This is a genomic window from Aeromonas sp. MdU4 (assembly GCF_041929505.1).
Classification (GTDB): domain Bacteria; phylum Pseudomonadota; class Gammaproteobacteria; order Enterobacterales; family Aeromonadaceae; genus Aeromonas.
Genome location: NZ_JBHFMW010000003.1, coordinates 1 through 23,930 on the forward strand (window position 1 = coordinate 1; position 23,930 = coordinate 23,930).

Here is a 23,930-nt window from a genome sequence, read left to right on the forward strand (position 1 = left end):
CGGTGATACCCCGATATCTTCTTCCAGTGCGCCCGCCCTTCCTTGCGCATTACCTGCACGGCGTCATTTCTTGGGTGCCCCTTTTTCCATAACCCTGCGCTTTTGCGAGGCGGGATACAGGCTGTCGCCCCTTTGCGAGAGATTAGCTGATGGCTGGCTTTGCTGTCGTAGGCACCGTCTGCATAAACACGCCCCAGCTTGCGCCGTAGTGGATTGAGCAGAGTCGGTAGCACCTCGGCATCATGGACATTTTCCAGCGAGACTTCCGCCGACACGATATCGTGAGTGGCCGGGTCCACAGCCAGATGCAACTTGCGCCAGACTCGCCGTTTTTCGGTGCCGTGCTTTCTGACTTTCCACTCGCCTTCCCCAAATACCTTGAGGCCAGTCGAGTCGATAACCAGGTCGGTGTTACGCCCCTTACTAGGTTGCCGATAGGCCACTGTCACCGTACGGGCGCGCTTGCTGACACAACTGTAATCGGGGGCACAAAGCGGTACGTTCATCAACTCGAACAGGGAGTCGAGTAGTCCCTGGGTGGCCCGCAGAGTGAGGTTAAAAATCCCCTTGAGCATCAGGAAGGTACAGATGGTCTGGTCAGTGTAAAGCTGGCTGCGACCCCGGCGCCCATGATGGTCGTGGTGAAACCAGTTGTTCATGACGTCGGCATCAACCCAGAAGGTGAGTGAACCACGATTAATCAAAGACTTGTTGTATTTAGGCCAGTTGGTGATGGGGTGAAGCGACGTGCCCATAATGCAGACTTGAAGAGGATGGTGGTGATCAGATCACCGCGCCCTCAGTTAGTTCCATTCAAGCTGCATCGATTTGGGAAACAACGCCGTATTTGAGATAAAAATTAAGGGCTTCTGTGTTAGCCAGACAGCATTTTAAGTCAACATCTATCAATGGGAATAATAAACTAGCTTTATGTTCATCTATATCTTTGCTCTGTATCACATTGATGTACTTATCAAACATCTCTGTAATTGCTTGAGTTGGCCTATCTAAGGTTGGCATTAGCCTTTTACAGACGAGGTTGTATTGTAGGATTGAGCAAAGAATAGCTGTGTTATAGGGAGTGAATAATCTTTCTTGCTCATTATTATCAAGTTGTACAGCTTTGATATAAGGTAGTGTGGTTCCTTGGTACGTTAATATTGTATTGACTTCCTCAGATAGACTTAGGTTCTTTATGGATTTGTAGTCTATCTTTATTTTCAAACCAACTTTAAGTACAGCCACAGCATATTTCAGAATACCAAATGAAGGCAGCCGTACATCTTTAATTTTTTTCAATAATGCTTTGGCGGATATGAGGTGATTAGACTGTATCTCTCTCAATATATCAATTATAGCTAGGTATTGTTGACCTAGCATATCATGTTCTTTAATTCTAAGGTCCGAAGAAAAGAGGTCACTGACATTGATATCTTTAACTATCTTGTTGGGGTGGTATGGGCTGAAGAGATAGTCAAAATATTCAATCAAAGATGGGGAGGATACCGGGGAGTTAGTATTTATTTGTTTTAATACATTTAAATAGAGAGCATTCACAGCTTTCTTGGCGATTTTATCGAAATTTGGATTGCGAATGAGATCGCTTCTACTGCAAAGTGATATTAAATCGGTAGTCATGCTTTGGGTAGAGAGAGCATGATTAACTCCATAATTCAAAAGGTCGGGAGAAACGACTTGGCTGTAATAGTCTGATAAGTGATAAATAATGGAAACCGATGCTTCTTGTTTATTACAACCTGAAAACACTTCCCTAACTTTATTTTCAAAGTAGTGAAATATGCGGAGTGCATACATAGCTGCATGAAGTGTATCAATGTTATCGAAATTTATTTTCTGGTATTCGCTTTTTTTCTTGTTAAAAAGTGTGACGAAGTACTTTACCGTATTTATTGTAGAACGTATAGAGGAAAGACGCTTGTTGTTACCAATAGAAATTGTGTTTATATAATGCTGAGTAGAATATAGTCCCTGTTGTGTATCGTTGGTATCAGCTAGTCTTAATAACCCCAACTCTTTTATACACTTAGTAAGATATTTTTTCTCCAGAGTTATAATTGAGTAAAACTCTTCATCTTCATCTTCATCTTCATCTTCATCTTCATCTTCATCTTCAATATCCGATTTTAAGAACCGTAGGAACTTATCAAAATGATAGTTTATTGTTTTGCTATTATCGTTGTCTAACATCTCGAAAATATCAATCGCTGCAATTGGTATTATCACTCCCATTATGAGTGCATAATCTAGTTCCGATTCTGATATATTGAGCGGTATTGTACGTTTAGTTAGTAGGTAATATATGTTTTCATAAGTCCAAAATAAATCTTCTCGTGGGCCTCGCAACTGGTTGCTGTCATTAAGTAATAGTGCAGATATAATGTATGCATGATTTTCCTTGAAAAAGGATTGATGTGCGTTATATGAATTCCTTTCAATATTATCTTTTCGTCTTATGCCGTTATACAATCCTAGAGCATCATAGAGAGTATGTATAAAACTCAAATATCTATTTGATTTTGTAGTGTTTATGTCATTTTCTGTTTCTATAGAAACTTTCTTAAGTAATTTTAAGTTGCGTTCCGCGATGTCTAATGGAGATGAACCGCGGAGTTTCTTTTGTGGGGTGATATTGTAGTCTTCTTGAATTTTACTCAGTTGGGATGAGATCTCATCCCAACTGATATCATCTTGCGCATGTATAATGGCATCTGAAAATTCAGCATACAGCTCCTCTAACTTTTCCCTCTCTATCAGATCAGGAATAGTTATTGGTTCAAACATGAAGTCATTTTTTAATGAGAGTCCATCTACTTTTTTCTTCGAAATTTTAAAGTCGTTAAAAGAAACAGCATGTGAACAAACTTTATTCTTTCCTGTATAAATAGTTGATATTCTAAATGGTGCGTTATTAAAAATATTTTCAATGAAGTTTATAGTGCTTTGGGGCTTATTGCCATTTAGAATTTTTATAAATGCCCAGCGGGAGGAAAGCTCTAATGCACTATAAAGATAGTAGTCTGATGTATCTATTGAGAGTCTAGGTAAACGAATAATTGTTAGTTGGACTACACCCTTTTGAATTTTACCATTGAATTGTGGCGTCAAGCTTTTGACATCGGAAAGGCCATACTGATTAAGAAGGCGATCAAGTGCCGAACGAGAGAGAGTGGGTGCAATGTGCGCTTTGGCAAGGCCCAGTAAATCATCCAGAGAGAGATAAAGCACTCGGCGTAACTCAGTGATCAACCACTGTTGAACAGCATTGAGAGCACTTCTCTTCTGTTGATTCTTGCTTGTGTGCTTGATCCTAGTCGTCTTGCCATCTTCCCCGCTTCTCACACTCCCAGGTTGTTGAGTTTCATTAGGAGCATCGAGGTTCTCATGATCATCTGACGCTGCTGTCGACGTATTGTGCTGGTCGTGAGCCACGGTCCGGGTTCCTTCTACATGGATATGGGATGGCTGTGATTAGACCATAAGTGTGGTTTCTAACCAATCAAGTGGGACTAAAGTTGCCCCGGTAAACACACTGGATGCACTGCGTCACGTCTTCTGAGAAGCTGGCCTCACTTCAAGAACAGCAGTGTCAGGAGGAAAGCATATGTTGCAAGAAGCCAACAAGCATGAGGAGCAAATGCTCAGGATCATCAGAATTAATGAAATGGTCATTAAAACTGGAATAAGTAAGTCAGGCATTTATGAGAGGTTAAATCCCCGCTCGGATAGATATGACGAACGCTTTCCCCAACCTGTACGTATCGGGGCTAGATCGATTGGGTGGTTATCATCCTCTGTGGATGAATGGTTAAGATCTTTATCCTAAGGTATCTAGTTTGGAGCTAGCTTAACTTCAAGTTTATTATTGAAATCGCTAATTATCTACTTTATAAGTGAAAAATGAAATCTATAATTAAAAATCCTGGACAATTCCCGGTGGATAAGCTTCCAGAAGAATTTCAGGATGCTGTTAAGGGCTATAGTGGAGAAACACAGGCTCCAGTAGAGCTCTTGGTCTCACTAATCCTTTCCTCTGCAAGTAGTTCTATACAAGACTCTGCAGTGGTGCATGTGCGTGAAGGTTTAGAATATAAGCCCACACTCTATGTAATTATAGTTGCACCCTCTGGTGAAAGGAAAACATTCAGCTTCAATTTAATAACATCGGCGATAAGAACTGTTCAGTATGAGTTAACATCTGAATACATCGAAAAACAGCGAGTATTCAATCGAGATGTGGAAATATGGAAGGTTGAGGAAAGTATGGCAAAAAATAGCCTTAAGGACGCGATTAAACGTGGACTTGATCCAATCTCATCCAAAGCAAACTATCGCCTTATTAAAGATGCTGAGCCTGTTAAACCAATTCACAGGAAGTTAATATTTAATGATATCACCATTGCTGGTGTCAAAAAGCAGCTAGGCAGTGGCAATCGTTCATTTTCAATTATGTCAGATGAGGCTGGTCGATTATTGAGTATGGACTTTATGAAGGAAACCTCCGACCTCAACGACCTATGGTCTAGGGGGGCTCTCTCGATGGAGAGAGGAACTGGGAATGGAATACAAATTGATGATGCCAGCGTTGGACTAACGCTGATGGTTCAGCCTAGGACATTTCATCGATTCTTGGCAAATAATGGTGAGATGGCCCGTGATAGTGGTTTCTTTGCCAGGTGTTTGATTGCTGTATGTGAATCTACACAAGGAACACGCTTTAAAGATCACTGCAAGCAAGTAAACAATAAGGCATTAAAATGGTTTGATGAGCGTATTACCAGTTTGCTACATCAGGGGATTGAACGTCGTACTCTTGGTAAGGAGCGCTATGTCATCAAACTTTCAAGGGAGGCACTAGCCTTTTGGGAGCTTGTCGATTCAAGCCTGGAGCCTCACCTTGCTCCGGGGGGACAGTTAGAAGCGTATAGAGACTACGCCTCGAAGTTTGTCGAGCATATGACGCGATTGGCAGCAGTAATCGAGGTGTTTTTGAATGGATATGAATCAACGATCTCAATTAGTTCTATGCGTTCAGCTTATGACATTGCAAATTGGTATTTTGACAACTTCATACAATTAATGGGGGCTTACGATATGACTAATCAGAGAAGTCATGCAAGGATATTGGATGAATGGTTGAGAATAAACCTCTTTCTGAAAGATAAATATAGGATTGAAAAGCGGCGGCTACGACAGTATGTCACTTCAGTTTTGAGGTCAAAAGCATTGCTTGATCCGGCGCTAAATCAACTTGTATTGGATAATCGAGTTAGAGTTTATAAAGAAGGACGTACCGAATGGATAGAGTATATTCAGGCCAAGTGCCATTGGGAGTCAAAGCAGAGTCTGGTGAAATTTTATTCACATGGGGTGCGAGCAGCGCACGAGCATCAGTTTATATCATACGAGGAGCAACTAAAGGACAAGTACGGTGTCTTTGCCACCATGGGAGGCGTAGTCGCTATTTAAATTGATAGATTTACCCTAACTCCTCAAGCAATTGGTTGTTAATAACTTCAGAGTTGATTTTTATCACGTTATTTAGTGTGTAATTCATTGCGAGCCTTATATGGCAAGGCTTGAGCTTATTATATTATCTAATTGATATGGAGAATGTGTCCGGTATATGTAATATATGTAAATGAGGTATATCAATAAACCGTGTGTAATCATACGCGTTATAACGGTGTCTATATCATCGTCTATATATCCCCTCTCTTTTGAGAGGGGGAGGATTAAAAATTTTATTTAAAACACTAACGCACGTTATTGTGTTAGGCACAACACTTTATCAAACACTTAGCATTTGGGAGTGAACATTATGTATGACAAAATATTATTAACCAAGATGGAGTTTGAAGCACTGTTGCAGGAATGCATATCTGGATATGGGCCAATGAACCAGGATTATCTGGCGCGCAGTGTAGAGTTTACAGCTCAAGTATTAGCAGAGACTCCTCGAGTCTTTGCTATTCGATGCGATTTAAGGTTCGCAGTGGATACCACTGAATACGACCTGGATCAACTTATCTTCATGCAGCGCACTGACCCAGCGGTGATCACACGTTTTATGGAATCCCTTAAAAGTCAGATCAAAGCAAACCATAAACGTAACAACCGACGAGGGGAGCCTCGTCTACCTGCTTACATCTGGTGCAGGGAAAAGGACTCATCAGCACACCATCATTACCACGTCATGCTATTCTTCCACAGAGACGATTACGCCTATCTGGGTAACTATTTAGAAAGTGATGGTGATAACATGGGGGTGAGGATACAGAAAGCGTGGTGTAGTGCACTAAGCTTACCGTATCCAGAGCATGCTCACTTGGTTCATTTTCCTACTAAAGGGACTTATGGGCTATCTCGCAATGCGGCAATTAATCGAGATAAAATCTATCACGACTTGCTGTTTCGTCTGGCTTACCTGAGTAAACAGAGTACGAAGGTTATGGATGGGCAACGCAACTTCGGTTGCAGTCAAATACGATAAGACGCTTGAGCACGTTAGTGCTCATTAGTATGCTATAGAACAATCCCTGCGTATTTAATTAAAGGATATCTATGAGTGAATTTCTGAAAGTGCTGTTGAATATCCGCAGCCTGCGGGCAGCACTGCGCGAGTTGTCTCTGGATCAGCTCAAAGAAGCCCACGAGAAAATCGAGCTGATTTATCTGGAACGTTTGGAGCTGGCGGAGAAAGAACAAGCCGCCCAAGCTGAGCACCAGCAAAAGCTGGCTGAGTTCCAAGCAATGTTGGCGCAGGCGGGGATCGATCCCACTGAGTTGGTAGGCAGTGCCCCGGCAGCAGTGACTGCGGCTAAAGCTAAACGGGCACCTCGTCCCCCGAAATACCGTTACGTTGAAAATGGCGTAGAGAAAACCTGGACCGGTCAGGGCCGTACACCCAAGTTCCTGGCTGAGCAGCTCGAACAAGACCATCAGCTGGATGAATTCCTCATCTAAATCGACAATGCCATGCCCTCACGGCATGGCATTTCTGTTTACACGAAACTTGGCCCAATTAATGACAGTTCTCGTCGTTATGAACTATGAATGCTTGGAGTGTTCTGCCTGATAGCTCAAGCCAGTTATAAGACATATTTCATCAACATCCATTAACATGCATAGCACTACTATTTCAAGCGTGTCGTAGCGTCTCTCAATTCATAACTTATTAAGGATTTCTTATTTCCAGTCTGCATGAATAAAATCATGTTCGAAACTTCTGTACGGGTCATGATGCCAATGATTAATACACCTGAGCTCCTGAATCTTAACTGGTTTTTGTCCCTTCATGCATCCTCGGGAACTTCACAGGAGCTGATTAACTTTGCCATCCTGTGTGCACAGTATTTTCTCTTTATTATCCCATTGATACTTTTGGGACACTGGTTTCTAGGAGGAAAAGAGGGGCATAAACGAGCATTATCAGCCTTGGTAACTATCGTTGTCGCATTGCTCCTGGCTTTTGTATGTGCAACGTTCTGGTTTCATCCTCGCCCTTTTATGGTTCCGCTAGGACATACTTGAATTTACCATGCTTCGGAAACATCATTTCCTAGTGATCATGCTACTTTGTTCTTCAGCGCGGGACTTTCGCTCTTCGCGGTAGAAGCCAGAATTAGTGGTGCTTTGATATTATTCCTATCTATCTTTGTCGTCTGGTCACGAGTCTTTCTTGGTCTACACTTTCCCCTAGATATCGCGGGGGCCGCAGTGATGGCCTTGTTAGCTTATCTGTTGGTTAAGCTTTTCTTTTTTCGCATAGAATATAAATTTATGGCGTTCTGCGAAAGTATTAGTTCTAGATTGTTCCATTGGTTAACAACTATATTTACACCGTAACAATCCTCAGATATTTTGGCTTGAAAAAGTACTAAACCCATTGTCAACTAGGTAAATAACATCAGTCGTTGGCTACAATGTAATAGTGTCATTGAGATACTTTTTTCTCAAAGATGGATGTAGATCTATCAATAAGTGATCTCTATGTAGAATGCTATGAGTTTATACAAAAAATAAACAAGTGAATATAACACATTATCCTCGGTAGCCATTAATATCAGATGCTGATCTGTAGTGGTAAATAAAACATTACAGTATAGGCGATATGTTTTCAATGGTGGCCTTGTATTAACTGTACAATTTTTATTCGAGGGAAGTAAATCACTACACATTTACAATCAATAAAAATTAGCGATAATCACTCTGGGTGGAATTGTTTTTAATTAGGTTTGGCTTTTTTTAAAAGTTGCGGCTATAGTGTATAAGAAGTGTCGCCGATTATAATTTTGTTTTAATTTTTTTTATAGGCGGGCAGATGTCGAGCGTATATGTATTTTATGGCGCTATCGATAATGTTTAATGGAACTATTTCTTGTTGAAGCGTTGGGTAATGCTTGTATACATACTCGTAATCTTCATAGTACAGGCCAATAATCGATGAAATGAGAATTAAAGATACTGATATCGACGTGATTCGTTGCATGAATCCTGTCAGCCAACTATCACTATACTCTATTTCGACAGAAATAAAAAACAATGAAGGTATTGCTCCTGATATTATTATCCAACCTAGCATTGGAAGATCGATGTAGGTGATTAGGTCAGCCATATTAGTTTCAAAAAATCTTTGCGCAAATGTCCCATCAAACGGGATGTTATATTTAATCATCGCGTAGCTAACTGCTGAGCTTAATAATATGAGAGTGACAGAAATAGGTTTTATAAGGTAGCGAAAGGAGAATAGTATAAATAAACAGTTCAGCGCAGCAACCAATATCACAGGAAAGGAAATGGCAAAATCGACATCAATCGGCTGAAATCCAAATGTAATTTCATAAAAATGGAGTGTGACTCGCCAGTTCAGCATGAAAGAAAAATATAATGAGAGCAAAGAAATCAATGGCACAATAGGCATTTTTATCCAAAACGGCATAACTGCTCCATTAGTACTCCAGTACTCCGCCAGCGACAGTGTGATGTTTGGCTTACGCTATGGACAATGGTAGCAAACTTTTTATCGCGGCTCGATTGGCATTTTGTTATTGATTGCGGGTGGTTTGATGATTGTTAACCTAAATCAATTGATGGTAGGTCAGCTAAGTAAACATCGTGGCCCTTCTGAGATGACTAGCGCTTGTATGCCAGCAGCAGCACGCCGCCAGCAACCATTCCGATACCTAACCATTCTCGTATCGAGGGTCTTTCCCCAAGGAAGGTGACAGCAAAAATGGCGACCAGGACAAGGCTCAGTTTATCTACTGGCGCTACTTTTGAGGCATCTCCAAGTTTCAGCGCCCGGAAGTAGCACAACCATGAGGCCCCGGTAGCCAAGCCAGATAAGCCAAGGAACATCCAGGTCTTGAGTGACAACGTTAGTGGATTAACCCATTTTCCGGTACTGACGACGATAGCGGACAATACCACGATGATGATCGCCGTCCGGATTAAGGTAGCGAGATCGGGATCAACATCTTGTATCCCAAGCTTGGCCAGTATGGCCGTCAGTGATGCAAAGAATGCTGACAGCAATGCCCAGGAAAACCATTCTGCTGACGTGAACATATCCAATCCTCTTCCTGTTGGGTGCTCAATTGGAGCATTAAGACTATCTTAAGGAATGCCCTGCATGTTGTCGTGTAAAGAGTTACAAGCCCAAAACTGAAGGATTGGCCATGCAAACCAAATCAGAGCGCTTCATCAACAAAGTTCCAGAGGTCACCTTGGTCTTCTGGTTGATAAAAATGATGTCTACGACGGTAGGGGAGACCGCGGCAGATTTTTTGATTTTCAATCTGCATCTGGGGCTGAGTATGACATCGCTGCTGATGGGCGGCGTGTTAATCGTCACCCTTTTGATCCAGCTTTTTTCGACGCGTTATGTACCCTGGAAATACTGGTTGGCAGTCGTACTCGTCAGCATCTTTGGCACCCTGATCACGGATAACCTGACAGATCAGGTTGGTGTCCCTCTGGCCGTTTCGACTGGCGTGTTCACTGTACTCCTGATGGCTACATTCCGAGTCTGGTATGTGCAGGAAAAAACGTTGTCTATCCGTGCCATTGATACACGAAAGCGGGAGCTCTTCTACTGGTCAGCCATTTTGGTCACCTTTGCACTGGGCACCGCTGCAGGGGATTGGGTATCAGAAGGGATGGATATCGGGTACATGCATGCCACCTTGCTGTTTGGTGGGTTGATTGCAGCGACGGCCGTCGCTTTTTATTGGTTCAGGATAAATGCCGTGTTGGCCTTCTGGATCACCTACGTGTTAACCCGGCCGCTTGGCGCCTCCATCGGTGACTGGTTATCCCAGTCAGAGAAACATGGTGGGCTGGGCCTGGGCGTAACCAACACCAGCCTGGTCTTTTTTGCTTGCATCATCCTCTTGGTCATCTATCAATCATGGCCACAGCGAGCACGTGATGAAGTCTAATGGTCAATATGACGCTGTACATTTGGATACAAACCGTCACCAATGACACACGGAAGTTAGCCCGAACCAGTCGTAGGATGAAGTCATGGAGAACGGCTCCATTAACTCAAATAAGGAAATTGACCATGAAAAAGATCATCCCCCTGGCAGTCGCTGCAGTTTTCGCCCTGACCTCTGGTTTCACCATGGCGGCTACCCCGGCCAAGGCAGCGGCTCCGCAAGCCACTCAAACCAAAGTAGTGAAAAAGCAGCATCATAAAACCAAGCACCATGCCAAGGCCCCGGTCGTGAAGGCTGCCCCGAAAGCGTGATGTACAGTACGCTCCCTCTGGCAAAGAGGAGCATACAATCAAGAATGATGGGGAGGCTTGGCCTCCCTTTCTTTTGCTCTGAAGACCCATGGAGAGCATATCTGCCATGTCGGCCAGGTACAGCTAACCCGGTTGTCAGAGACATGTCAGTGTGACGATAGCGCGGTACTGGTTGGCGTGTACATTCGGATACAAATACGCACCAAGTACACACGGAATGGCCAGTGTTTGAGGCCTAAGATTAAGTTATGGAGAGCGGTTAATGGCTTAAGGATATTGATTATGAGACATATTATCCCTTTGGTACTGGCGGTCATTTTTACGCTGATGAGCGGTGTGACCATGGTCGCGATGGCGGTAACACCCAAGGCCACAGCGCAAAAAACAGTCCAGATCCGGGTTGTGCATAAGCACCACAAATCTCAGCATCCAAAAGAGCCAGAAAAGAAGACGGTTCAAAAGGCAACATAACGCTGCATGTCCTATGAAACGATTCGTATCTAACGGAAATGTTTTTATTGCGATAGGCGATAGTGTTTTCTGCCAACAACGATTCATCGGTACGTGAGACCGCTGTTGATTGTGGATCTCCAAGGAGCATGATATGTCAGATATAAGTTCCGTAAGCAGTTCATCACTGGCTGTTTCCTATAACAGTTCGACCTCCTCCGCCAGTAGCACCCAAGCGGCAGCCCCTCATCAGCATCACCACCATGGTGGTGGTGAGAAAATGATGGGAGACGTCACCGCTGCATTATCCTCGTTGGGCGTGAATCTCGACCCTTCCAATAGCAGTACCAAATCAACGCTTTCCTCATTCATGCATTCCCTGATGGGCGCTTTGCGAGGAAATGGTGGTGGTAAAGGTGACAACGACAATGATGGCGATGAGCAAGGGGTTGCACAACCGGCTCAGCTGTCATCAAGTACAGGCAGTGCTGGCAGCAATCCTCTTAAGCAGGGGTTGGACACCTTGATTGCATCACTGAATAGCGGCAGTAGTTCGGACCCGGCTCTTGCAAAACTTCAAGAGCAGTTTAATGGATTGATGGGGACCACGGGGCAAGGAAATAATAAAACGTCCCTACAAGATTTTCTCGGTGCATTTGAGAATCAGTTAACCCAAGAGCCACCTAGCAATGGCTATATGGTTAACACAACTGCTTAAATTTAAAGTTGTGCCTCTTGAGTTTTGCTCGGTGAAACGTTAACGGGGGTAAAAATAATGGTGATGAATACGTGAGTGTATTCATCACCATATTACAGACTTTCAAAAGGTGACTGGCATGGCCAGTTCTAACCAAGAAAAATCGTTATTTGGTTTTAACAGCTTCAGTAGTTGCTTTTTGAGCTTCAGTAGCCGCTTTCTCGGCTTTAGCAGCAGCTTCTTTAGCTTCAGCTGTTTTACCTTCATGATGCAGTTTGGCTGCGTGCTTATGATGCTTGGCCGCAGTTTCGTGCGCTTTCGCGGCAGCTTCATGCTGAGTTGCTGCGGTGGTCGCGGTGGTGTTCGCCATCGCGAAGGAAGACATGCCAACAAACAGAGCAGTTGCCAGAAGAACTTTTTTCATATCAAAATTCCTTTTAAAACATGGTGATGAAAGTGATAAGACTCCAAAAAGTCCCAGCTAATTAATCATGGCTTGATTGTGCGATCAACTGATTTTTACATCAGTAACAAAAAATTTTCAAAGGCGTGCTTTTTTCAACATTTAGTGCGGTTTCGTGATGCACATCACGGTGTTGCCTATTGATATTAAAGTTCCTAACTGGGTAAATTCATCGCTTTTATTCTGAATTACGCAAGTTCCCTGTGAAAGAAAAGGGTTATCATGGGGGCTTGTTGTTCATGAATATGGTATTTTTGATACCCACATTTGTTGAATTCAGCTCGTCAGGTTAAGCGTTTGGTGTTACTCGAGGATAAAACGACCTTTGAGACGCCATTTTTATTTTCGAGCCATGAGGACATGGAATGTTGCGCCATTTACTTAATTGGTTAGGGCCGATTTGTAGCTTGCTGCTGCTCGGGGCCGCACTGACCGTTCTTTATCATTTAACCCATCTCTGGCACTGGCACGATATTCGACATGCGATCTGGGCGTTACCCTCCTCGGTGCTGGGGGAGGCCCTGCTACTTACCGCGTTCAGTTATCTCTTGCTGTGTGGCTATGACATGCTGGCGCTTGGGGCATGTGGCAAGCGGCTGCCCTGGCAACAGGTGAGCATGACATCCTTTATTGCGTATACCTTCTCCAACACGCTGGGATTTGCCTTGCTGACCGGTACGTCGGTGCGCTATCGGATTTACTCTTCGCTGGGGTTGAGTACTGCAGAGATTGCCAAAGTCATTATCTTCTGCTCGATCACCTTTTTCCTTGGCCTGATGACCTGGGGAGGGACGGTATTACTGGCAGGGCAGGGGGCGTTATTGCTACCCCAATTACCGTTCTGGGCTCATCAGTTGCTCGGCGTCGGTGGGGGCATGGCGCTGCTCACTGTAATGGCGTACCTGTTCTGGCCCGTTGCATCACTCTCCTGGCGTGGCCGCTCACTGGGTTTACCTCCACGGCAAGCTCGCTTGTCCCAGCTATTGGTAGCATTGCTTGACTGGATGGCCGCGGCAGCCGTGCTCTATGTGCTGTTGCCGGCAGACAGTGTGTCATATCCGGTACTGCTGTCAGCATTTGTGCTTGCCAGCTTCCTCGGGGTGCTTGCACATGTCCCTGGCGGGATCGGGGTATTCGAGGCAAGTATGAGCGTGCTGCTGGCCGGCTATATGCCCATAGACAAGCTGTTGGCCTCGCTGCTGCTTTATCGCTGCATCTACTATGTGCTGCCTTTCCTGTGCGCCTTGCTTATCTTTGCTGCTCAGGAGGTGCTCCAACAACGTACGCGCTGGTATCGACTGCAAGGGGTGATGCTGGCGATGCGCGAGTTCCTGCCGGCCTTGATCAGTATTGGTACATTCGCTGCCGGTAGCCTGCTGCTTTGTACCGGTATGATCCCGACCATGCACAGCAGGATTGATGCGCTGCTTGAGGTGTTACCTCTGCATCTGCTGGAATTGTCACATGTGCTTGGCAGCGTCAGCGGGGTGTTACTGATCCTCCTGGCTCGTAGCCTTTATCGTCGGCATGATGCGGCTTTTCGTATTACGCAGGTACTGCTCGGTCTTGGGATTGCCTTCTCCCTGTTTAAGGGGATGGATTGGGAATCTGCGCTGATCCTCAGTCTCTTTTTGTTGATCATTACCCCGTGCCGGAGCCTGTTCTACCGTAAAGGTTCTCTCCTGCACGACCGCTTTACCCCAGCATGGTCACTGTCAGTAGGGGCTGTCCTGCTAGGCGCCCTGTGGTTACTGTTTTTCTCTTATCGACACGTCGAATACGATCATGCTCTGTGGTTTGATTTCTCTGCGTATGGCACCGGCTCGGCATCACGTGGTCTGCGCGCCATGGGCAGTGTGGTTGCGGTGTTGGCAATGGTTGGTATGGCCCAGTTGCTTGCCCCTTTGCGCTCGAGCGGGGCAAAACCGGGTCGGGAAGAGCTGGACAGGGCATTGGCGCTGGTCCAAAAAGCAGGGGGCATCAATGGCTACCTGGCACAGTTAGCTGACAAATCACTGCTGTTCCACCCTTCAGGTAATGCGTTCCTGATGTATGGGGTTGAGGGAAACAGCTGGATTGTTATGGGGGATCCTGTTGGTCAACCGGAACTTATCGAAGAACTCCTTTGGGAGTTTCGTGAGCTCTGTGATGAGCACGATGCCAACCCCGTGTTCTATCAGGTCTCTACCCGTTATTTCCCACTCTATCTGGAACTGGGGCTCATTCCTTTTAAATTGGGTGAGGAAGCTATTGTCGATCTCCCCGAGATGGAGCTGGCCGGTAGCCGCCTGCGCAACTTGCGTCAAAGTCACTCCAAAGGGAAGCGTGAGGGATTGACGTTCGAAGTCGTGGAGGGTGCCCGGGTTGCGTTGTTATTGCCCAGGTTGAAAGAGGTGTCTGATATCTGGCTGCAAAACAAGCAAGGCAAGGAGAAGGGGTTCTCGGTCGGGCGATTTGATCCGGATTATCTGATGGTGAGCCCGGTAGCCCTGGTGTGGCATGAAGATCAGATCGCAGGGTTTGCCAATCTCTGGGTGAGTGACAATAAGCAGGCGCTTTCTATTGACTTGATGCGCTATAGCCTGGATACAGGAAGTGCCCCGATCATGGATTTCCTCTTTGTCGAGTTGTTGTTATGGGGGAAAGAGCAGGGGTATGCCACGTTCAACTTGGGAATGGCGCCCATGTCTGGTCTTAACGATCACCCGTTAAGTGGTTACTGGGCCCAGCTTGGCAACACCATCTTTAGGCGGGGAAGTCGTTTCTACAACTTCCAGGGGTTGCGGCGTTACAAGGAAAAGTTCTCACCTCGGTGGGAGGCGCGCTATCTGCTCTGCACGAGCAAGCTAGTGTTGCCAAAGACGCTGAAGGACCTGCTCACGTTGATCAATCGGGGCCCGTTGGGACTTATAAAAAAATAGGAGTATTAGGCGATGAGGGCCTTGTTGTTGCTGTTGGTGAGTTGTTCGTTTCCCCTGTTTGCCGCCTCGGCAAAGAGCGTCAAAAGTGAATTCAGCCTGGTGGAGATGCCGGTTAGTCAACAGTCGTCGGCACCCATGGTGGTGTTTTTGAGTGGTGATGGTGGGTGGGCTGCACTGGATAGCGGGCTCAGCGCACAACTGGTGAAGCACGGTTTGCCTGTGGTTGGATGGAGTTCGCTTCGCTATTACTGGAAGAAAAAGACGCCGGAGCAGACCACAACCGATCTGATCAAGATCCTGGCGGATTACCAGGAGCGCTGGGGTCGTAAAAGCTGGATGCTGATCGGTTTTTCGTTTGGGGGCGACATCGTGCCATTCGTGATCAATCGCTTGCCAGAAGAATATCGAAAAAGTCTGGTGAGTGCGGTGATGTTATCCCCTTCAACGTCATCAGACTTTGAAATCCATGTGAGCAACATCGTGGCAAGTGACACAAAAGGCGCTTATCCCTCGACGCCAGAGGCAAAAGCAATCCTCGACATCCCCATGCTCTGTATTCAGGGGGCTGAAGATGATTCCCCAGTTAGGCTGTGCCCAGAGCTGACACAATCCAATGTGACCACGGTGACGTTACCGGGTGGGCATCACTTTGAAGATAACTACCCGGTGCTTTATCAGGTGATTGCGGATCACCTGTTTTAAAAGACAGAGTGAGGTTTGTACATTTGGATACAAACCGTCACCAACCACTAACGGAAGTGTGACCGCTACCGTCGTAGGATGAAGTCATGGAGAACGGCTCCATGCGCTCAAATAAGGAAATTGACCATGAAAAAGATCATCCCGCTGGCAGTCGCTGCAGTTTTCGCCCTGACCTCTGGTTTCACCATGGCGGCTACTCCGGCCAAGGCGGCTGCACCGCAAGCCACCCAAACCAAAGTAGTGAAAAAGCAGCATCATAAAACCAAGCACCATGCCAAGGCTCCGGCTGCAAAAGTAGCACCGGCAACCAAATAAGATTTAGCCCCTTCAGGGTCACCAAGACGGCAAGCAAGCGCGAATAAAGAGTTTGGTGGTAGTGAAGTAAGCGGAGAGTAACCAAAGGGAGGCTAATGCCTCCCTTTTATATTTGTATCTGCTGAATGGCCAAGGTGGCATGGGCTGTATTAAAAATACTCAGTTGTAAGTTTGGTTGTGCTGAGTATTAGTTGTAATGTGGCGTTGTGTCATGATTGTAAAAAATAGCTGTTGATATTGGTGTCAACGTTGTTAATGTTCCCGTCGAAGGACGACATAACAAATGGGACGCCAATGAAAAAGAAAGCTTTATATGCTGCAGCGATCATCTATGGAGCAAGCTGCTCTGCCTATGCCTCAAGTGGGTTTGAAACGTACGGAGATATAGGACAATTTGCTATTCCCGCTATTGCTGCAGGTATCTCTTGGTACAAGGATGATACGGAAGGATTGAAAGAGTTCGGCTACTCCCTTCTCTCAACAACTGCAACGGTTGAGCTGCTCAAGAACACGGTGGATTCCACTCGGCCAAATGGGGGCAGCAAGAGTTTTCCATCCGGGCATACCGCCTGGGCATTCAGTGGTGCTAGTTACCTGCAAATGCGCTATGGCTGGAATTATGGCTTACCGGCCTATTTGGCTGCTGGGGCAGTAGGTTGGTCTCGGGTCGAATCAGATAATCACTACTGGCGTGACGTCATTGCCAGTGCAGTAATTGCCACCGGTTTTAGCTATGTGTTTACTTCACCCCATAAGGAACAGCGGCTCGCTTTCTACCCAACAATAATGGAAGGGGATGCCAAAGGAATTGGCTTTAGCTATATATATTGACATTATTGGCGGGCCCCGAGCGGGGCCTTTTTTAAGGGTAAATATGTCTATCCATTGATTTCTGAAAGTTATTTTTAGTCTGTTGTTGGTTGTTTTTATATTGTGAGCCTTTAAAGCTCTGATTTTCAATCTGTGAATTTTGATTTGAGAAGATGGGCAGCGTACGTGATAAAAAATATAAAATCCCATCCGCTTTTATTGTTAAGTATTATCGAAGTTATTTAACAATCTTAACCACGTTGTCGCCTGTAATAGCTACCTATCTATTATGGTATTACGGCTTGTTGCTATAGGAATTCTTGGAAACAAGAGTTGGATGCTGATATTATTAGCTGGATCATACTCGTTATGGATTCATGTCTCATTATTGTTTGTTACTAAAAGTAGCCAAATGTAAGTAATGCAGATGTGAGGTTGGGGAGCACCTTCGGTGCCCCCACCATTTATGATTTATTGATACGGGATGCTGCATTATTTCTTGGTTTAATTCCAACCAAGATTGCCCCAAATAGGATGAACAACACCCCGAAAGCCTTGCCCGGTTCCAGTCGCTCGGCAAAAAGCGGGATGTTGACCGCCAGCAGGTAGACCATCGCATAGCTGATGCTGAGCAGGGGGTAGGCGATGTTGAGTGGGGTCGAGTGCAGCGCCGCTAACCAGCATAGCAGTGACAGCACGTAACAGCTGATGCCGGCCAGGATCACCAGCAGGGGGAGCGGGTGGGCCAGCATCACAGCCAGCTCCACCTGCCAGGTCGGCAGCTGCATAGCTCCCCATTTCATACCAAGTTGCGCCACCGTCACCAGCACTATGCTGGCGAGCACGTAGAGATAACCCTTCAGTGTCGGCTGTTCATGGCTCATAACAGCCCCCCCAATAGCAGGGCACCCACTATGATGGATCCCACCCCCAGCCAGTTGTGATAGCTGATCTGCTCATGAAAGAACAACCTCGAACCGAGCAGCACCAGCACCAGATTGATGCTAAGCATGGGGTAAGCCATGCTCAGCGGCAGCCGTTGCAGTAGATAAATCCAGAGCAGCATGCCACAACCAAGCGCTGCCATGCTGGCGATGAGCCAGGGTGACAGTAGCTTCTGCCAGTGGTTGCAGGGCCGGCGCTGCCAGCTGATGACAGCCTGTTTTTGCAGCATCTGACCGCTGCAGGTTAGCAGGCACACCAGCAATAACAGCATGATGTCCATTACTGGGCTCCGTGGTAAATGAGCAAGGTCAGCCGGTGGCTAACGATGGTCTCGTCGGCAGGGGGGACTGGGCCGGTATTGCCGTCGCGATCTGTTTTCATCAGCAGGGCCACTTGGCCCTTCTCGCGCGCTTGCGTCAGCCAGGCCGGGAAGTCTGCTCGGGCGACGTAGCGTCCCTTGGCATCCGGGTAACCAAGGCCGTAAGAGACCTCACCTTGACTATCGAACAGGTTGATCTCGCTGCGCTTGGTGCCCCAAGCGAGGGAGGAGGCCAGCCCGACGTCGTTAGCTAGCAGGGTGTCAGAGGCGGCCAGTACGGCTTGGTTGGCCTCAATGAAGCGCTCTGGCAGTTTGGAATCGATCAGCGATTGCGGCAGCGCCCAGGGTAGGCCGATAGCCAACACCATGGGGCAGAGCGCGCTCAATACCCAGCGCTGGCTGATGGCCTTGAGCTGAACGAAGCCGAGCAAACTCCAGCTAGCGAAGATGGCCATGGCTACCGCTATCGCGCTGTGTTCCTCTTCGCCATAGACTGCGTGCTTGGGGGAGAAGGCCAGCACCGCCAGCACCACCAAGCAGATAAGACCGAACACGCCGTTCAACCATGCGTTGACCTTGAGGGCTTGCTCCTTGCCCTCTTTGAGCTTGTCGACGGCATTGGCTGCCATCAGCATGGCCAGCGGGGCGAAGCAGGGCAGGATATAGGTGAGCAGCTTGCCCTTGGCAATACTGAAGAAGATAAAGGGCAGTACCACCCAGGCTAGCAGATAAAGGGTTTCGGGGCTTATCTTGCGCGCCTGCCAGCCTTGCTTCAGTGCCCCCGGCAGCAGCCCCAGCCAGGGCAGGGTGCCTAGCAGCCCCATCGGCAGGTAGTACCAGAACGGTGCCTTGTGTTGAGCGTTGTCAGCGGCGAAGCGTTGGATGTGTTCAATCCAGAAGAAGTAGTGCCAGTAGTCCGGTTCGCGCAGGTGCACAGCGATAGCCCAAGGGGCTGCCAGCAGGGCTGCGCTTAGGATGGCAAGCGGTCCGAAGCGTACCAGCTCAAGCAGGCGGCGCTGATAGATGACGTAGGGCACGATGACCACCACGGGCACCGCCAGGGCGATAAAGCCCTTGGTTAGAAAACCCATGCCGCAGGCGAGGCCGAACAGCAGATAGCCGCCAATCCGACTGCCAATGGGGCCATCTCTTCGGATGATATAGAAACTCACCATGGCGGCGTTGAGCCAGAGGGTCACCATGGCGTCCAGCACGCTGTAGGTGCCGATACCGTAAACAATCAACAGCGAAAGATAGATGAGCCCGGTCAGGAAAGCCTTGCGTCGGCATTGCCATAGCTGTAGCGCAAACCAGCAGATCAGTAGTGCGCTGAGGCCGGTGGCTGCGGCCGAGGCGAAGCGTACGGCGAAGTTGGTGTCCCCGAAAAGTTGCTGGCTGATGCTGTTGAACCAGTAGCCGGCGATGGGTTTCTCAAAATAGCGCAGGCCGAGGAAATGGGGCACTACCCAGTCACCTGTCGTGACCATCTCCCGGCTGATTTCGGCATAGCGGTTTTCGTCCGGACTCCAAAGCGGCCTCTGATCGAGCGGTAGCAGGTAAAAAAAGAGAAAGAATAGGGGCAGGGCCCACTTGGTCAACGTCATGACATCCTCTGTTGCATGGTGTGAGTAGCGTAATGGTTCGCCCTGCCACCCCCGGTGGCATAGGGGGTCATCTCAGGCATCGGTCTTGCAGCCGAGCCACCCTTCGCGTCCCGGCAGGGTGCCGCGCAGCAGGTGACCGGTCGGTAGTTGAGTCGGGTCGGACGGGAGCAGCTCGCCAAGGGGGACGAAACGGATACCGCGTGCTTTGGCCTCGCCGAGCAGGGCATCGAACTGATCCGCCATGACGATCCCCTCCACCTCGGCGTGGATGGTGTAGACATGGGGGCCCGGTTGCGGTGTCGCGGTCAGCTGCTCCAGCAGGAAGTGGTTGAAACCGTCGACCGTCACCTGATGCCCCACCACCTCGTCGAAGGTGGGCAGGTTGACCGGGATCTGCGGTGTGCCGGGCCGCCCATCCTCCAGAATGGGGCGGAACAGGCCGCTGCCGCGACAGTCACTGTTGTAACGAAAGCCGAACTGCTCCTTGGCTTGGGTGGTGAGCGGATCGGCCCGCCAGCCGGCGGCGGCGGAGCAATCCACTTCGCGCCCCAGAATGTCGCTCAGGGCATCGACTCCGAGCCGGGTCTGGCGGATCAGCTCGGCCTCGTCCCAGCGGCCGGTGTTGGCCTGCCAGCCGTGGTGATCCCAGGCGTGCAGCCCCACCTCATGACGGGCGCTGTCGGTGTCGCGCATCAGGGATCCCAGCTCTCTGCCGATAGGCTTGCCGGGCCAGGCGGTGCCGGCCAGCAGGATATCGAGCCCATACAGAGATGCTGCGTTGGAACGCAGCATCTTGAGCAGGAAGCGGGGCTTGAGCAGGCGCCACAGGTGGCGCCCCATGTTGTCGGGACCGACCGAGAAGAAGAAACTCCCCTTCACCTGATGCCGGTCGAGCAACTGCAGCAGGCGGGGAACCCCATCACGGGTCCCCCTGAAGGTATCGACGTCGATCCGCAGACCCACCTCAGTCATGCTCGACTCCTGTGGTGACGGCCCCTTGCAGGAAGAAATCCAGGGTCTTGCCGATGGTCTCTTCCATCTCGATGGTCGGTTCCCAGTCGATCAGCTTGCGGGCATTGCGGATGCTCGGACGACGGTGGGAGACATCCTGATAGCCGTCGCCGTAGAAGGACTTGCTCTCCACCAGCTTGAAGCCGGCGAACGGCGGGAAGTGGTCGCGCAGCGGGTGGGCATCGAACTTGGCGAGCAGCACCTCCGCCATCTCGCGAATGCTCGCCTCGTTGTCCGGATTGCCGATGTTGATGATCTGGCCGTTGCAGCGATCGTCCCTGTTCTCGACGATGCGGAACAGGGCTTCGATGCCATCCTCGATATCGGTGAAGCAGCGCTTCTGGGCGCCGCCATCCACCAGCTGGATCGGGGTACCGTCCACCAGATTGAGAATGAGCTGGGTGATGGCGCGGGAGCTGCCGATGCGGGCAGAGTCCAGACTGTCGAGACGCGGCCCCATCCAGTTGAAAGGACGGAACAGGGTGAAGTTGAGCCCCTCTTTCTTGCCGTAGGCCCAGATGACCCGATCCAGCAGCTGCTTGGAGACGGAGTAGATCCAGCGCTGCTTGTTGATGGGGCCGACGATGAGGCGGGACTCATCCTCGTCGAAGCTGTGATCGTCACACATCCCGTACACCTCGGAGGTGGAGGGGAAGATGATGCGCTTGTTGTACTTGACGCAGTAGCGGACGATCTTGAGGTTCTCCTCGAAATCGAGCTCGAATACCCGCAGCGGGTTGCGGGTGTACTCGATGGGGGTGGCGATGGCCACCAGCGGCAGGATCACGTCGCACTTCTTGATGTGGTACTCGATCCACTCGGTATGGATGCTGATGTCCCCCTCCACGAAGTGGAAGTTGGGGTGGCCAATGAAGCGATCCACGGCGCTGGAGCCGATATCGAGGCCATACACTTCGTAGCCGCCATCCTTGAGCAGGCGCTCGGTGAGGTGGTTGCCGATAAAGCCGTTGACGCCGAGGATCAGCACCCGGGTCAGGCGCGCCTTGCGCAGGGCATTGCTCGCCTTGGCACCGATCTTCATTCCTTCGACCAGCCCCAGCTCGCGGGCCAGCTGGGCGCCGCGTACATAGAGCCCCCCTTCGGCCTGACCGGCCAGGATCTCCAGCACTCCTTCACCACAGGCCACGCGCAGCGGGTCGTGGGAAAGAATGGTGCCTGGTTGCTGGTTGCTCTGGAGCGCCAGCGGCCGCGCCTTCCAGACCGTCAGCTTGCGATCGCCGGCAAAGCTGAAGGCCCCCGGATAGGGCTGGGTGACGGCGCGCACCAGATTGTTGAGCTCGCGGGCCGTGCGGTGCCAGTGCAGTTCGCCATCGGCCGGGGTGCGGCGGCCATAGTAGCTCGCCTTGCTCTCGTCCTGCGGGGTGAAGCGGCTCTCCCCACGCTTTAGTTTGACCAGTTCACCTTCCAGCAGGGCATGGGCAGCCTGACGCATCTTGCCATGCAGGGTCAGCGCCGTGTCGTCGTCGGCAATGGCCACCGCCTGCTGGGCGACGATATCGCCGGCATCGGGTTTGGCCGTCATCCGGTGCAGGGTGATGCCGGTCTCGGTCTCGCCGTTGACCAGACACCAGTTGATGGGCGCGCGGCCACGATAGGTGGGCAGCAGGGAGCCGTGCAGGTTGAAGGCCCCGACGGTCGGGATATCGAGGATCTCCTGCTTGAGCATGTTGCGGTAGTAGAAGGAGAAGATGGCCTCGGGTGCCAGCTCGCGAATGCGCTCAATCCAGAGCGGATGGTTCACGTCTTCGGGGGAGAAGACCGGCAGATCGTGCTCGGCACAGAGCTGGGCGACCGAGTCGAAGAAGCGGTTCTCGGCCGGATCATCGGCGTGGGTGAAGACTGCCTGGATCTGATAGCCGGCCTGAAGCAGGGACTCGATACCGGTACAGCCGATATCGTGATAGGCAAAGACGACAACGTTCATGATTGAGTTTCCTGTTGCGAAGCATCCGGGGCGGAGCGAACGATTTGGTGAATGAAGTAGCGGGGGCGGGCGCGGACATCGGTATACATGCGGCCGATGTACTCACCCAGCAGCCCCATCCCGATCAGCTGCACGCCGATAAAGGTGAAGAGAATGGCAAACAGGGTGAAGACGCCGTCTGCTGCCCAGTCGGCGCCCATCAGCAGACGCAGTAGGATCAGCAGGATCGAGAAGGTGAAGCCGATCCCCGCCACCATACTGCCGACGATGCTGAGCAGACGCAGCGGGGCCGTGGTCATGCAGGTGACCAGGTCGTACATCAGGTTGATGAGGTGCATCAGGCCATATTTGGATTCGCCGTGGGCGCGCTCGGCGTGGCCCACCTCCAGCTCGGTGGTACGGCGGGCAAAGCTGTTGGCCAGAATGGGGATGAAGGTGCTGCGTTCCTGACAGCAGAGCATGGCGTCGATGATGTGGCGGCGATAGGCGCGCAGCATGCAGCCGTAGTCGCTCATCTGGACGCCGGTGGCCCGTTGTACCGACTTGTTGATAAAGCGCGAGGCCGTCTTGCGAAACCATGAATCCTGCCGGTTGCGGCGGATGGTGCCGACCACGTCGTATCCTTCCATGGCGGTGGCGACCAGCCGCGGGATCTCTTCCGGTGGGTTCTGCAGGTCGGCATCCAGGGTGATCACCAGATCCCCTTTGGCCGTCTCGAAGCCGGCCATGATGGCGGCATGTTGTCCATAGTTGCGGTTGAGCAGCACAGCGACCAGCTTGCTCCCTTCGCGTGCAGCTGCCTCGCTGATGATGGCGGCGGAGCGGTCACGGCTGCCATCGTCGATCAGGATCACCTCGTAATCCTGACTCAGCTGATCGCAGGAATCGGTGACGCGCCGCAGCAGCTCGGGCAGGCTCTCCTCCTCGTTGTAGACGGGGATGATGATGGAGACCCGCTTGATATCGTTATGGTTCAC

General features: G+C 49.5%; 25 protein-coding genes. 14 read left to right on the forward strand and 11 right to left on the reverse strand.

The genetic code is table 11. The features are described from left to right. Both ACE1BR_RS02245 and ACE1BR_RS02250 read right to left on the reverse strand, forming a co-directional pair. On the reverse strand, positions 1-755 hold a 755-nt coding region (locus tag ACE1BR_RS02245), incomplete at its 3' end, for an IS5 family transposase (RefSeq protein ID WP_374867245.1). A gap of 58 nt (positions 756-813) precedes the next feature. Continuing rightward, a complete protein-coding gene (locus ACE1BR_RS02250) occupies positions 814-3,450 on the reverse strand; it encodes a hypothetical protein (protein ID WP_374867247.1) in 2,637 nt (878 codons plus the stop codon). 172 nt (positions 3,451-3,622) lie between these two features. Between ACE1BR_RS02250 and ACE1BR_RS02255 the strand changes: the two genes are divergently transcribed. The 6 genes from ACE1BR_RS02255 to ACE1BR_RS02280 all read left to right on the forward strand — a co-directional run bounded on the left by ACE1BR_RS02255 (position 3,623) and on the right by ACE1BR_RS02280 (position 7,866). Beyond that, positions 3,623-3,844 carry an AlpA family transcriptional regulator gene (locus ACE1BR_RS02255; protein WP_005359937.1) on the forward strand — a complete coding sequence of 74 codons (222 nt, stop codon included), beginning with the start codon at positions 3,623-3,625 and terminating at the stop codon, positions 3,842-3,844. 74 nt (positions 3,845-3,918) lie between these two features. After that, a complete protein-coding gene (locus ACE1BR_RS02260; RefSeq protein ID WP_374867249.1) occupies positions 3,919-5,487 on the forward strand; it encodes a YfjI family protein in 1,569 nt (522 codons plus the stop codon). A gap of 352 nt (positions 5,488-5,839) precedes the next feature. Further along, complete coding sequence (locus ACE1BR_RS02265) at positions 5,840-6,511, forward strand: inovirus Gp2 family protein (protein WP_374867251.1); 672 nt, start codon at positions 5,840-5,842, stop codon at positions 6,509-6,511. A gap of 71 nt (positions 6,512-6,582) precedes the next feature. Next, complete coding sequence (locus ACE1BR_RS02270) at positions 6,583-6,984, forward strand: H-NS family nucleoid-associated regulatory protein (protein ID WP_374867253.1); 402 nt, start codon at positions 6,583-6,585, stop codon at positions 6,982-6,984. 249 nt (positions 6,985-7,233) lie between these two features. Beyond that, positions 7,234-7,551: a hypothetical protein gene (locus ACE1BR_RS02275; RefSeq protein WP_374867254.1), complete on the forward strand. Its 318-nt coding sequence runs from the start codon at positions 7,234-7,236 to the stop codon at positions 7,549-7,551. Beyond that, positions 7,552-7,866: a phosphatase PAP2 family protein gene (locus ACE1BR_RS02280; RefSeq protein ID WP_374867304.1), complete on the forward strand. Its 315-nt coding sequence runs from the start codon at positions 7,552-7,554 to the stop codon at positions 7,864-7,866. Between the two features lie 451 nt (positions 7,867-8,317). Here ACE1BR_RS02280 and ACE1BR_RS02285 read toward each other — a convergent pair whose 3' ends face one another. Both ACE1BR_RS02285 and ACE1BR_RS02290 read right to left on the reverse strand, forming a co-directional pair. Continuing rightward, complete coding sequence (locus tag ACE1BR_RS02285) at positions 8,318-8,959, reverse strand: phosphoethanolamine transferase domain-containing protein (RefSeq protein ID WP_374867255.1); 642 nt, start codon at positions 8,957-8,959, stop codon at positions 8,318-8,320. Positions 8,960-9,153: 194 nt separating this feature from the next. Next, entirely contained in the window at positions 9,154-9,588 is a 435-nt protein-coding gene (locus ACE1BR_RS02290) for an EamA family transporter (RefSeq protein ID WP_374867306.1), read from the reverse strand. 110 nt (positions 9,589-9,698) lie between these two features. Here ACE1BR_RS02290 and ACE1BR_RS02295 point away from each other — a divergent pair, with 110 nt between their 5' ends. From ACE1BR_RS02295 to ACE1BR_RS02310, 4 genes are all read left to right on the forward strand, one after another. Beyond that, on the forward strand, positions 9,699-10,460 hold the full coding sequence (locus tag ACE1BR_RS02295; protein ID WP_374867256.1) for a hypothetical protein: 762 nt from the start codon (positions 9,699-9,701) through the stop codon (positions 10,458-10,460). 125 nt (positions 10,461-10,585) lie between these two features. After that, positions 10,586-10,771, forward strand: a complete 186-nt coding sequence (locus ACE1BR_RS02300; protein ID WP_042872170.1) for a hypothetical protein — start codon at positions 10,586-10,588, stop codon at positions 10,769-10,771. A gap of 282 nt (positions 10,772-11,053) precedes the next feature. Beyond that, a complete protein-coding gene (locus ACE1BR_RS02305) occupies positions 11,054-11,242 on the forward strand; it encodes a hypothetical protein (RefSeq protein ID WP_374867258.1) in 189 nt (62 codons plus the stop codon). Between the two features lie 133 nt (positions 11,243-11,375). Beyond that, entirely contained in the window at positions 11,376-11,939 is a 564-nt protein-coding gene (locus ACE1BR_RS02310; RefSeq protein WP_374867260.1) for a hypothetical protein, read from the forward strand. Positions 11,940-12,084: 145 nt separating this feature from the next. On the opposite strand, the gene ACE1BR_RS02315 is transcribed toward ACE1BR_RS02310, so the two are convergent. Then, positions 12,085-12,342 carry a hypothetical protein gene (locus ACE1BR_RS02315; RefSeq protein WP_374867262.1) on the reverse strand — a complete coding sequence of 86 codons (258 nt, stop codon included), beginning with the start codon at positions 12,340-12,342 and terminating at the stop codon, positions 12,085-12,087. 404 nt (positions 12,343-12,746) lie between these two features. Here ACE1BR_RS02315 and mprF point away from each other — a divergent pair, with 404 nt between their 5' ends. The 4 genes from mprF (at position 12,747) to ACE1BR_RS02335 (ending at position 17,150) form a co-directional block, all read left to right on the forward strand. Further along, positions 12,747-15,302 carry a bifunctional lysylphosphatidylglycerol flippase/synthetase MprF gene (gene mprF / locus ACE1BR_RS02320; protein WP_374867264.1) on the forward strand — a complete coding sequence of 852 codons (2,556 nt, stop codon included), beginning with the start codon at positions 12,747-12,749 and terminating at the stop codon, positions 15,300-15,302. A gap of 12 nt (positions 15,303-15,314) precedes the next feature. Next, positions 15,315-16,004, forward strand: coding sequence for an AcvB/VirJ family lysyl-phosphatidylglycerol hydrolase (locus ACE1BR_RS02325; RefSeq protein WP_374867266.1), 690 nt, complete (start codon positions 15,315-15,317; stop codon positions 16,002-16,004). Positions 16,005-16,130: 126 nt separating this feature from the next. Then, the gene (locus ACE1BR_RS02330; RefSeq protein WP_374867268.1) at positions 16,131-16,319 is read left to right on the forward strand and encodes a hypothetical protein; all 189 of its coding nucleotides are present in this window, start codon (positions 16,131-16,133) and stop codon (positions 16,317-16,319) included. 294 nt (positions 16,320-16,613) lie between these two features. Then, the gene (locus tag ACE1BR_RS02335; protein ID WP_374867270.1) at positions 16,614-17,150 is read left to right on the forward strand and encodes a phosphatase PAP2 family protein; all 537 of its coding nucleotides are present in this window, start codon (positions 16,614-16,616) and stop codon (positions 17,148-17,150) included. A 443-nt stretch (positions 17,151-17,593) separates the two neighbouring features. Here the strand turns inward: ACE1BR_RS02335 and arnF are convergent, their stop codons facing one another. The 6 genes from arnF to arnC all read right to left on the reverse strand — a co-directional run bounded on the left by arnF (position 17,594) and on the right by arnC (position 23,930). After that, the gene (gene arnF / locus ACE1BR_RS02340) at positions 17,594-18,013 is read right to left on the reverse strand and encodes a 4-amino-4-deoxy-L-arabinose-phosphoundecaprenol flippase subunit ArnF (RefSeq protein WP_374867272.1); all 420 of its coding nucleotides are present in this window, start codon (positions 18,011-18,013) and stop codon (positions 17,594-17,596) included. Beyond that, positions 18,010-18,354: a 4-amino-4-deoxy-L-arabinose-phosphoundecaprenol flippase subunit ArnE gene (arnE, locus tag ACE1BR_RS02345; protein WP_374867274.1), complete on the reverse strand. Its 345-nt coding sequence runs from the start codon at positions 18,352-18,354 to the stop codon at positions 18,010-18,012. Before arnE ends, arnF begins: the two co-directional genes overlap by 4 nt. Continuing rightward, entirely contained in the window at positions 18,354-19,997 is a 1,644-nt protein-coding gene (gene arnT / locus ACE1BR_RS02350; RefSeq protein ID WP_374867275.1) for a lipid IV(A) 4-amino-4-deoxy-L-arabinosyltransferase, read from the reverse strand. Before arnT ends, arnE begins: the two co-directional genes overlap by 1 nt. Before the next feature lie 72 nt (positions 19,998-20,069). Next, positions 20,070-20,969: a 4-deoxy-4-formamido-L-arabinose-phosphoundecaprenol deformylase gene (gene arnD, locus ACE1BR_RS02355; protein ID WP_374867277.1), complete on the reverse strand. Its 900-nt coding sequence runs from the start codon at positions 20,967-20,969 to the stop codon at positions 20,070-20,072. Beyond that, positions 20,962-22,953, reverse strand: coding sequence for a bifunctional UDP-4-amino-4-deoxy-L-arabinose formyltransferase/UDP-glucuronic acid oxidase ArnA (gene arnA, locus ACE1BR_RS02360; protein WP_374867279.1), 1,992 nt, complete (start codon positions 22,951-22,953; stop codon positions 20,962-20,964). The genes arnD and arnA overlap by 8 nt, the downstream gene beginning before the upstream one ends. Then, positions 22,950-23,930: an undecaprenyl-phosphate 4-deoxy-4-formamido-L-arabinose transferase gene (gene arnC, locus ACE1BR_RS02365; RefSeq protein ID WP_374867281.1), complete on the reverse strand. Its 981-nt coding sequence runs from the start codon at positions 23,928-23,930 to the stop codon at positions 22,950-22,952. The genes arnA and arnC overlap by 4 nt, the downstream gene beginning before the upstream one ends.

Bases quoted from the DNA above. Each gene is read 5' to 3' on its own strand.
- ACE1BR_RS02255 (WP_005359937.1), top strand. From the start codon at position 3,623: ATGTTGCAAGAAGCCAACAAGCATGAGGAGCAAATGCTCAGGATCATC.
- ACE1BR_RS02260 (WP_374867249.1), top strand. From the start codon at position 3,919: ATGAAATCTATAATTAAAAATCCTGGACAATTCCCGGTGGATAAGCTT.
- ACE1BR_RS02265 (WP_374867251.1), top strand. From the start codon at position 5,840: ATGTATGACAAAATATTATTAACCAAGATGGAGTTTGAAGCACTGTTG.
- ACE1BR_RS02270 (WP_374867253.1), top strand. From the start codon at position 6,583: ATGAGTGAATTTCTGAAAGTGCTGTTGAATATCCGCAGCCTGCGGGCA.
- ACE1BR_RS02275 (WP_374867254.1), top strand. From the start codon at position 7,234: ATGTTCGAAACTTCTGTACGGGTCATGATGCCAATGATTAATACACCT.
- ACE1BR_RS02285 (WP_374867255.1), bottom strand. From the start codon at position 8,959: ATGCCGTTTTGGATAAAAATGCCTATTGTGCCATTGATTTCTTTGCTC.
- ACE1BR_RS02290 (WP_374867306.1), bottom strand. From the start codon at position 9,588: ATGTTCACGTCAGCAGAATGGTTTTCCTGGGCATTGCTGTCAGCATTC.
- ACE1BR_RS02295 (WP_374867256.1), top strand. From the start codon at position 9,699: ATGCAAACCAAATCAGAGCGCTTCATCAACAAAGTTCCAGAGGTCACC.
- ACE1BR_RS02300 (WP_042872170.1), top strand. From the start codon at position 10,586: ATGAAAAAGATCATCCCCCTGGCAGTCGCTGCAGTTTTCGCCCTGACC.
- ACE1BR_RS02305 (WP_374867258.1), top strand. From the start codon at position 11,054: ATGAGACATATTATCCCTTTGGTACTGGCGGTCATTTTTACGCTGATG.
- ACE1BR_RS02310 (WP_374867260.1), top strand. From the start codon at position 11,376: ATGTCAGATATAAGTTCCGTAAGCAGTTCATCACTGGCTGTTTCCTAT.
- ACE1BR_RS02315 (WP_374867262.1), bottom strand. From the start codon at position 12,342: ATGAAAAAAGTTCTTCTGGCAACTGCTCTGTTTGTTGGCATGTCTTCC.
- mprF (WP_374867264.1), top strand. From the start codon at position 12,747: ATGTTGCGCCATTTACTTAATTGGTTAGGGCCGATTTGTAGCTTGCTG.
- ACE1BR_RS02325 (WP_374867266.1), top strand. From the start codon at position 15,315: ATGAGGGCCTTGTTGTTGCTGTTGGTGAGTTGTTCGTTTCCCCTGTTT.
- ACE1BR_RS02330 (WP_374867268.1), top strand. From the start codon at position 16,131: ATGAAAAAGATCATCCCGCTGGCAGTCGCTGCAGTTTTCGCCCTGACC.
- ACE1BR_RS02335 (WP_374867270.1), top strand. From the start codon at position 16,614: ATGAAAAAGAAAGCTTTATATGCTGCAGCGATCATCTATGGAGCAAGC.
- arnF (WP_374867272.1), bottom strand. From the start codon at position 18,013: ATGAGCCATGAACAGCCGACACTGAAGGGTTATCTCTACGTGCTCGCC.
- arnE (WP_374867274.1), bottom strand. From the start codon at position 18,354: ATGGACATCATGCTGTTATTGCTGGTGTGCCTGCTAACCTGCAGCGGT.
- arnT (WP_374867275.1), bottom strand. From the start codon at position 19,997: ATGACGTTGACCAAGTGGGCCCTGCCCCTATTCTTTCTCTTTTTTTAC.
- arnD (WP_374867277.1), bottom strand. From the start codon at position 20,969: ATGACTGAGGTGGGTCTGCGGATCGACGTCGATACCTTCAGGGGGACC.
- arnA (WP_374867279.1), bottom strand. From the start codon at position 22,953: ATGAACGTTGTCGTCTTTGCCTATCACGATATCGGCTGTACCGGTATC.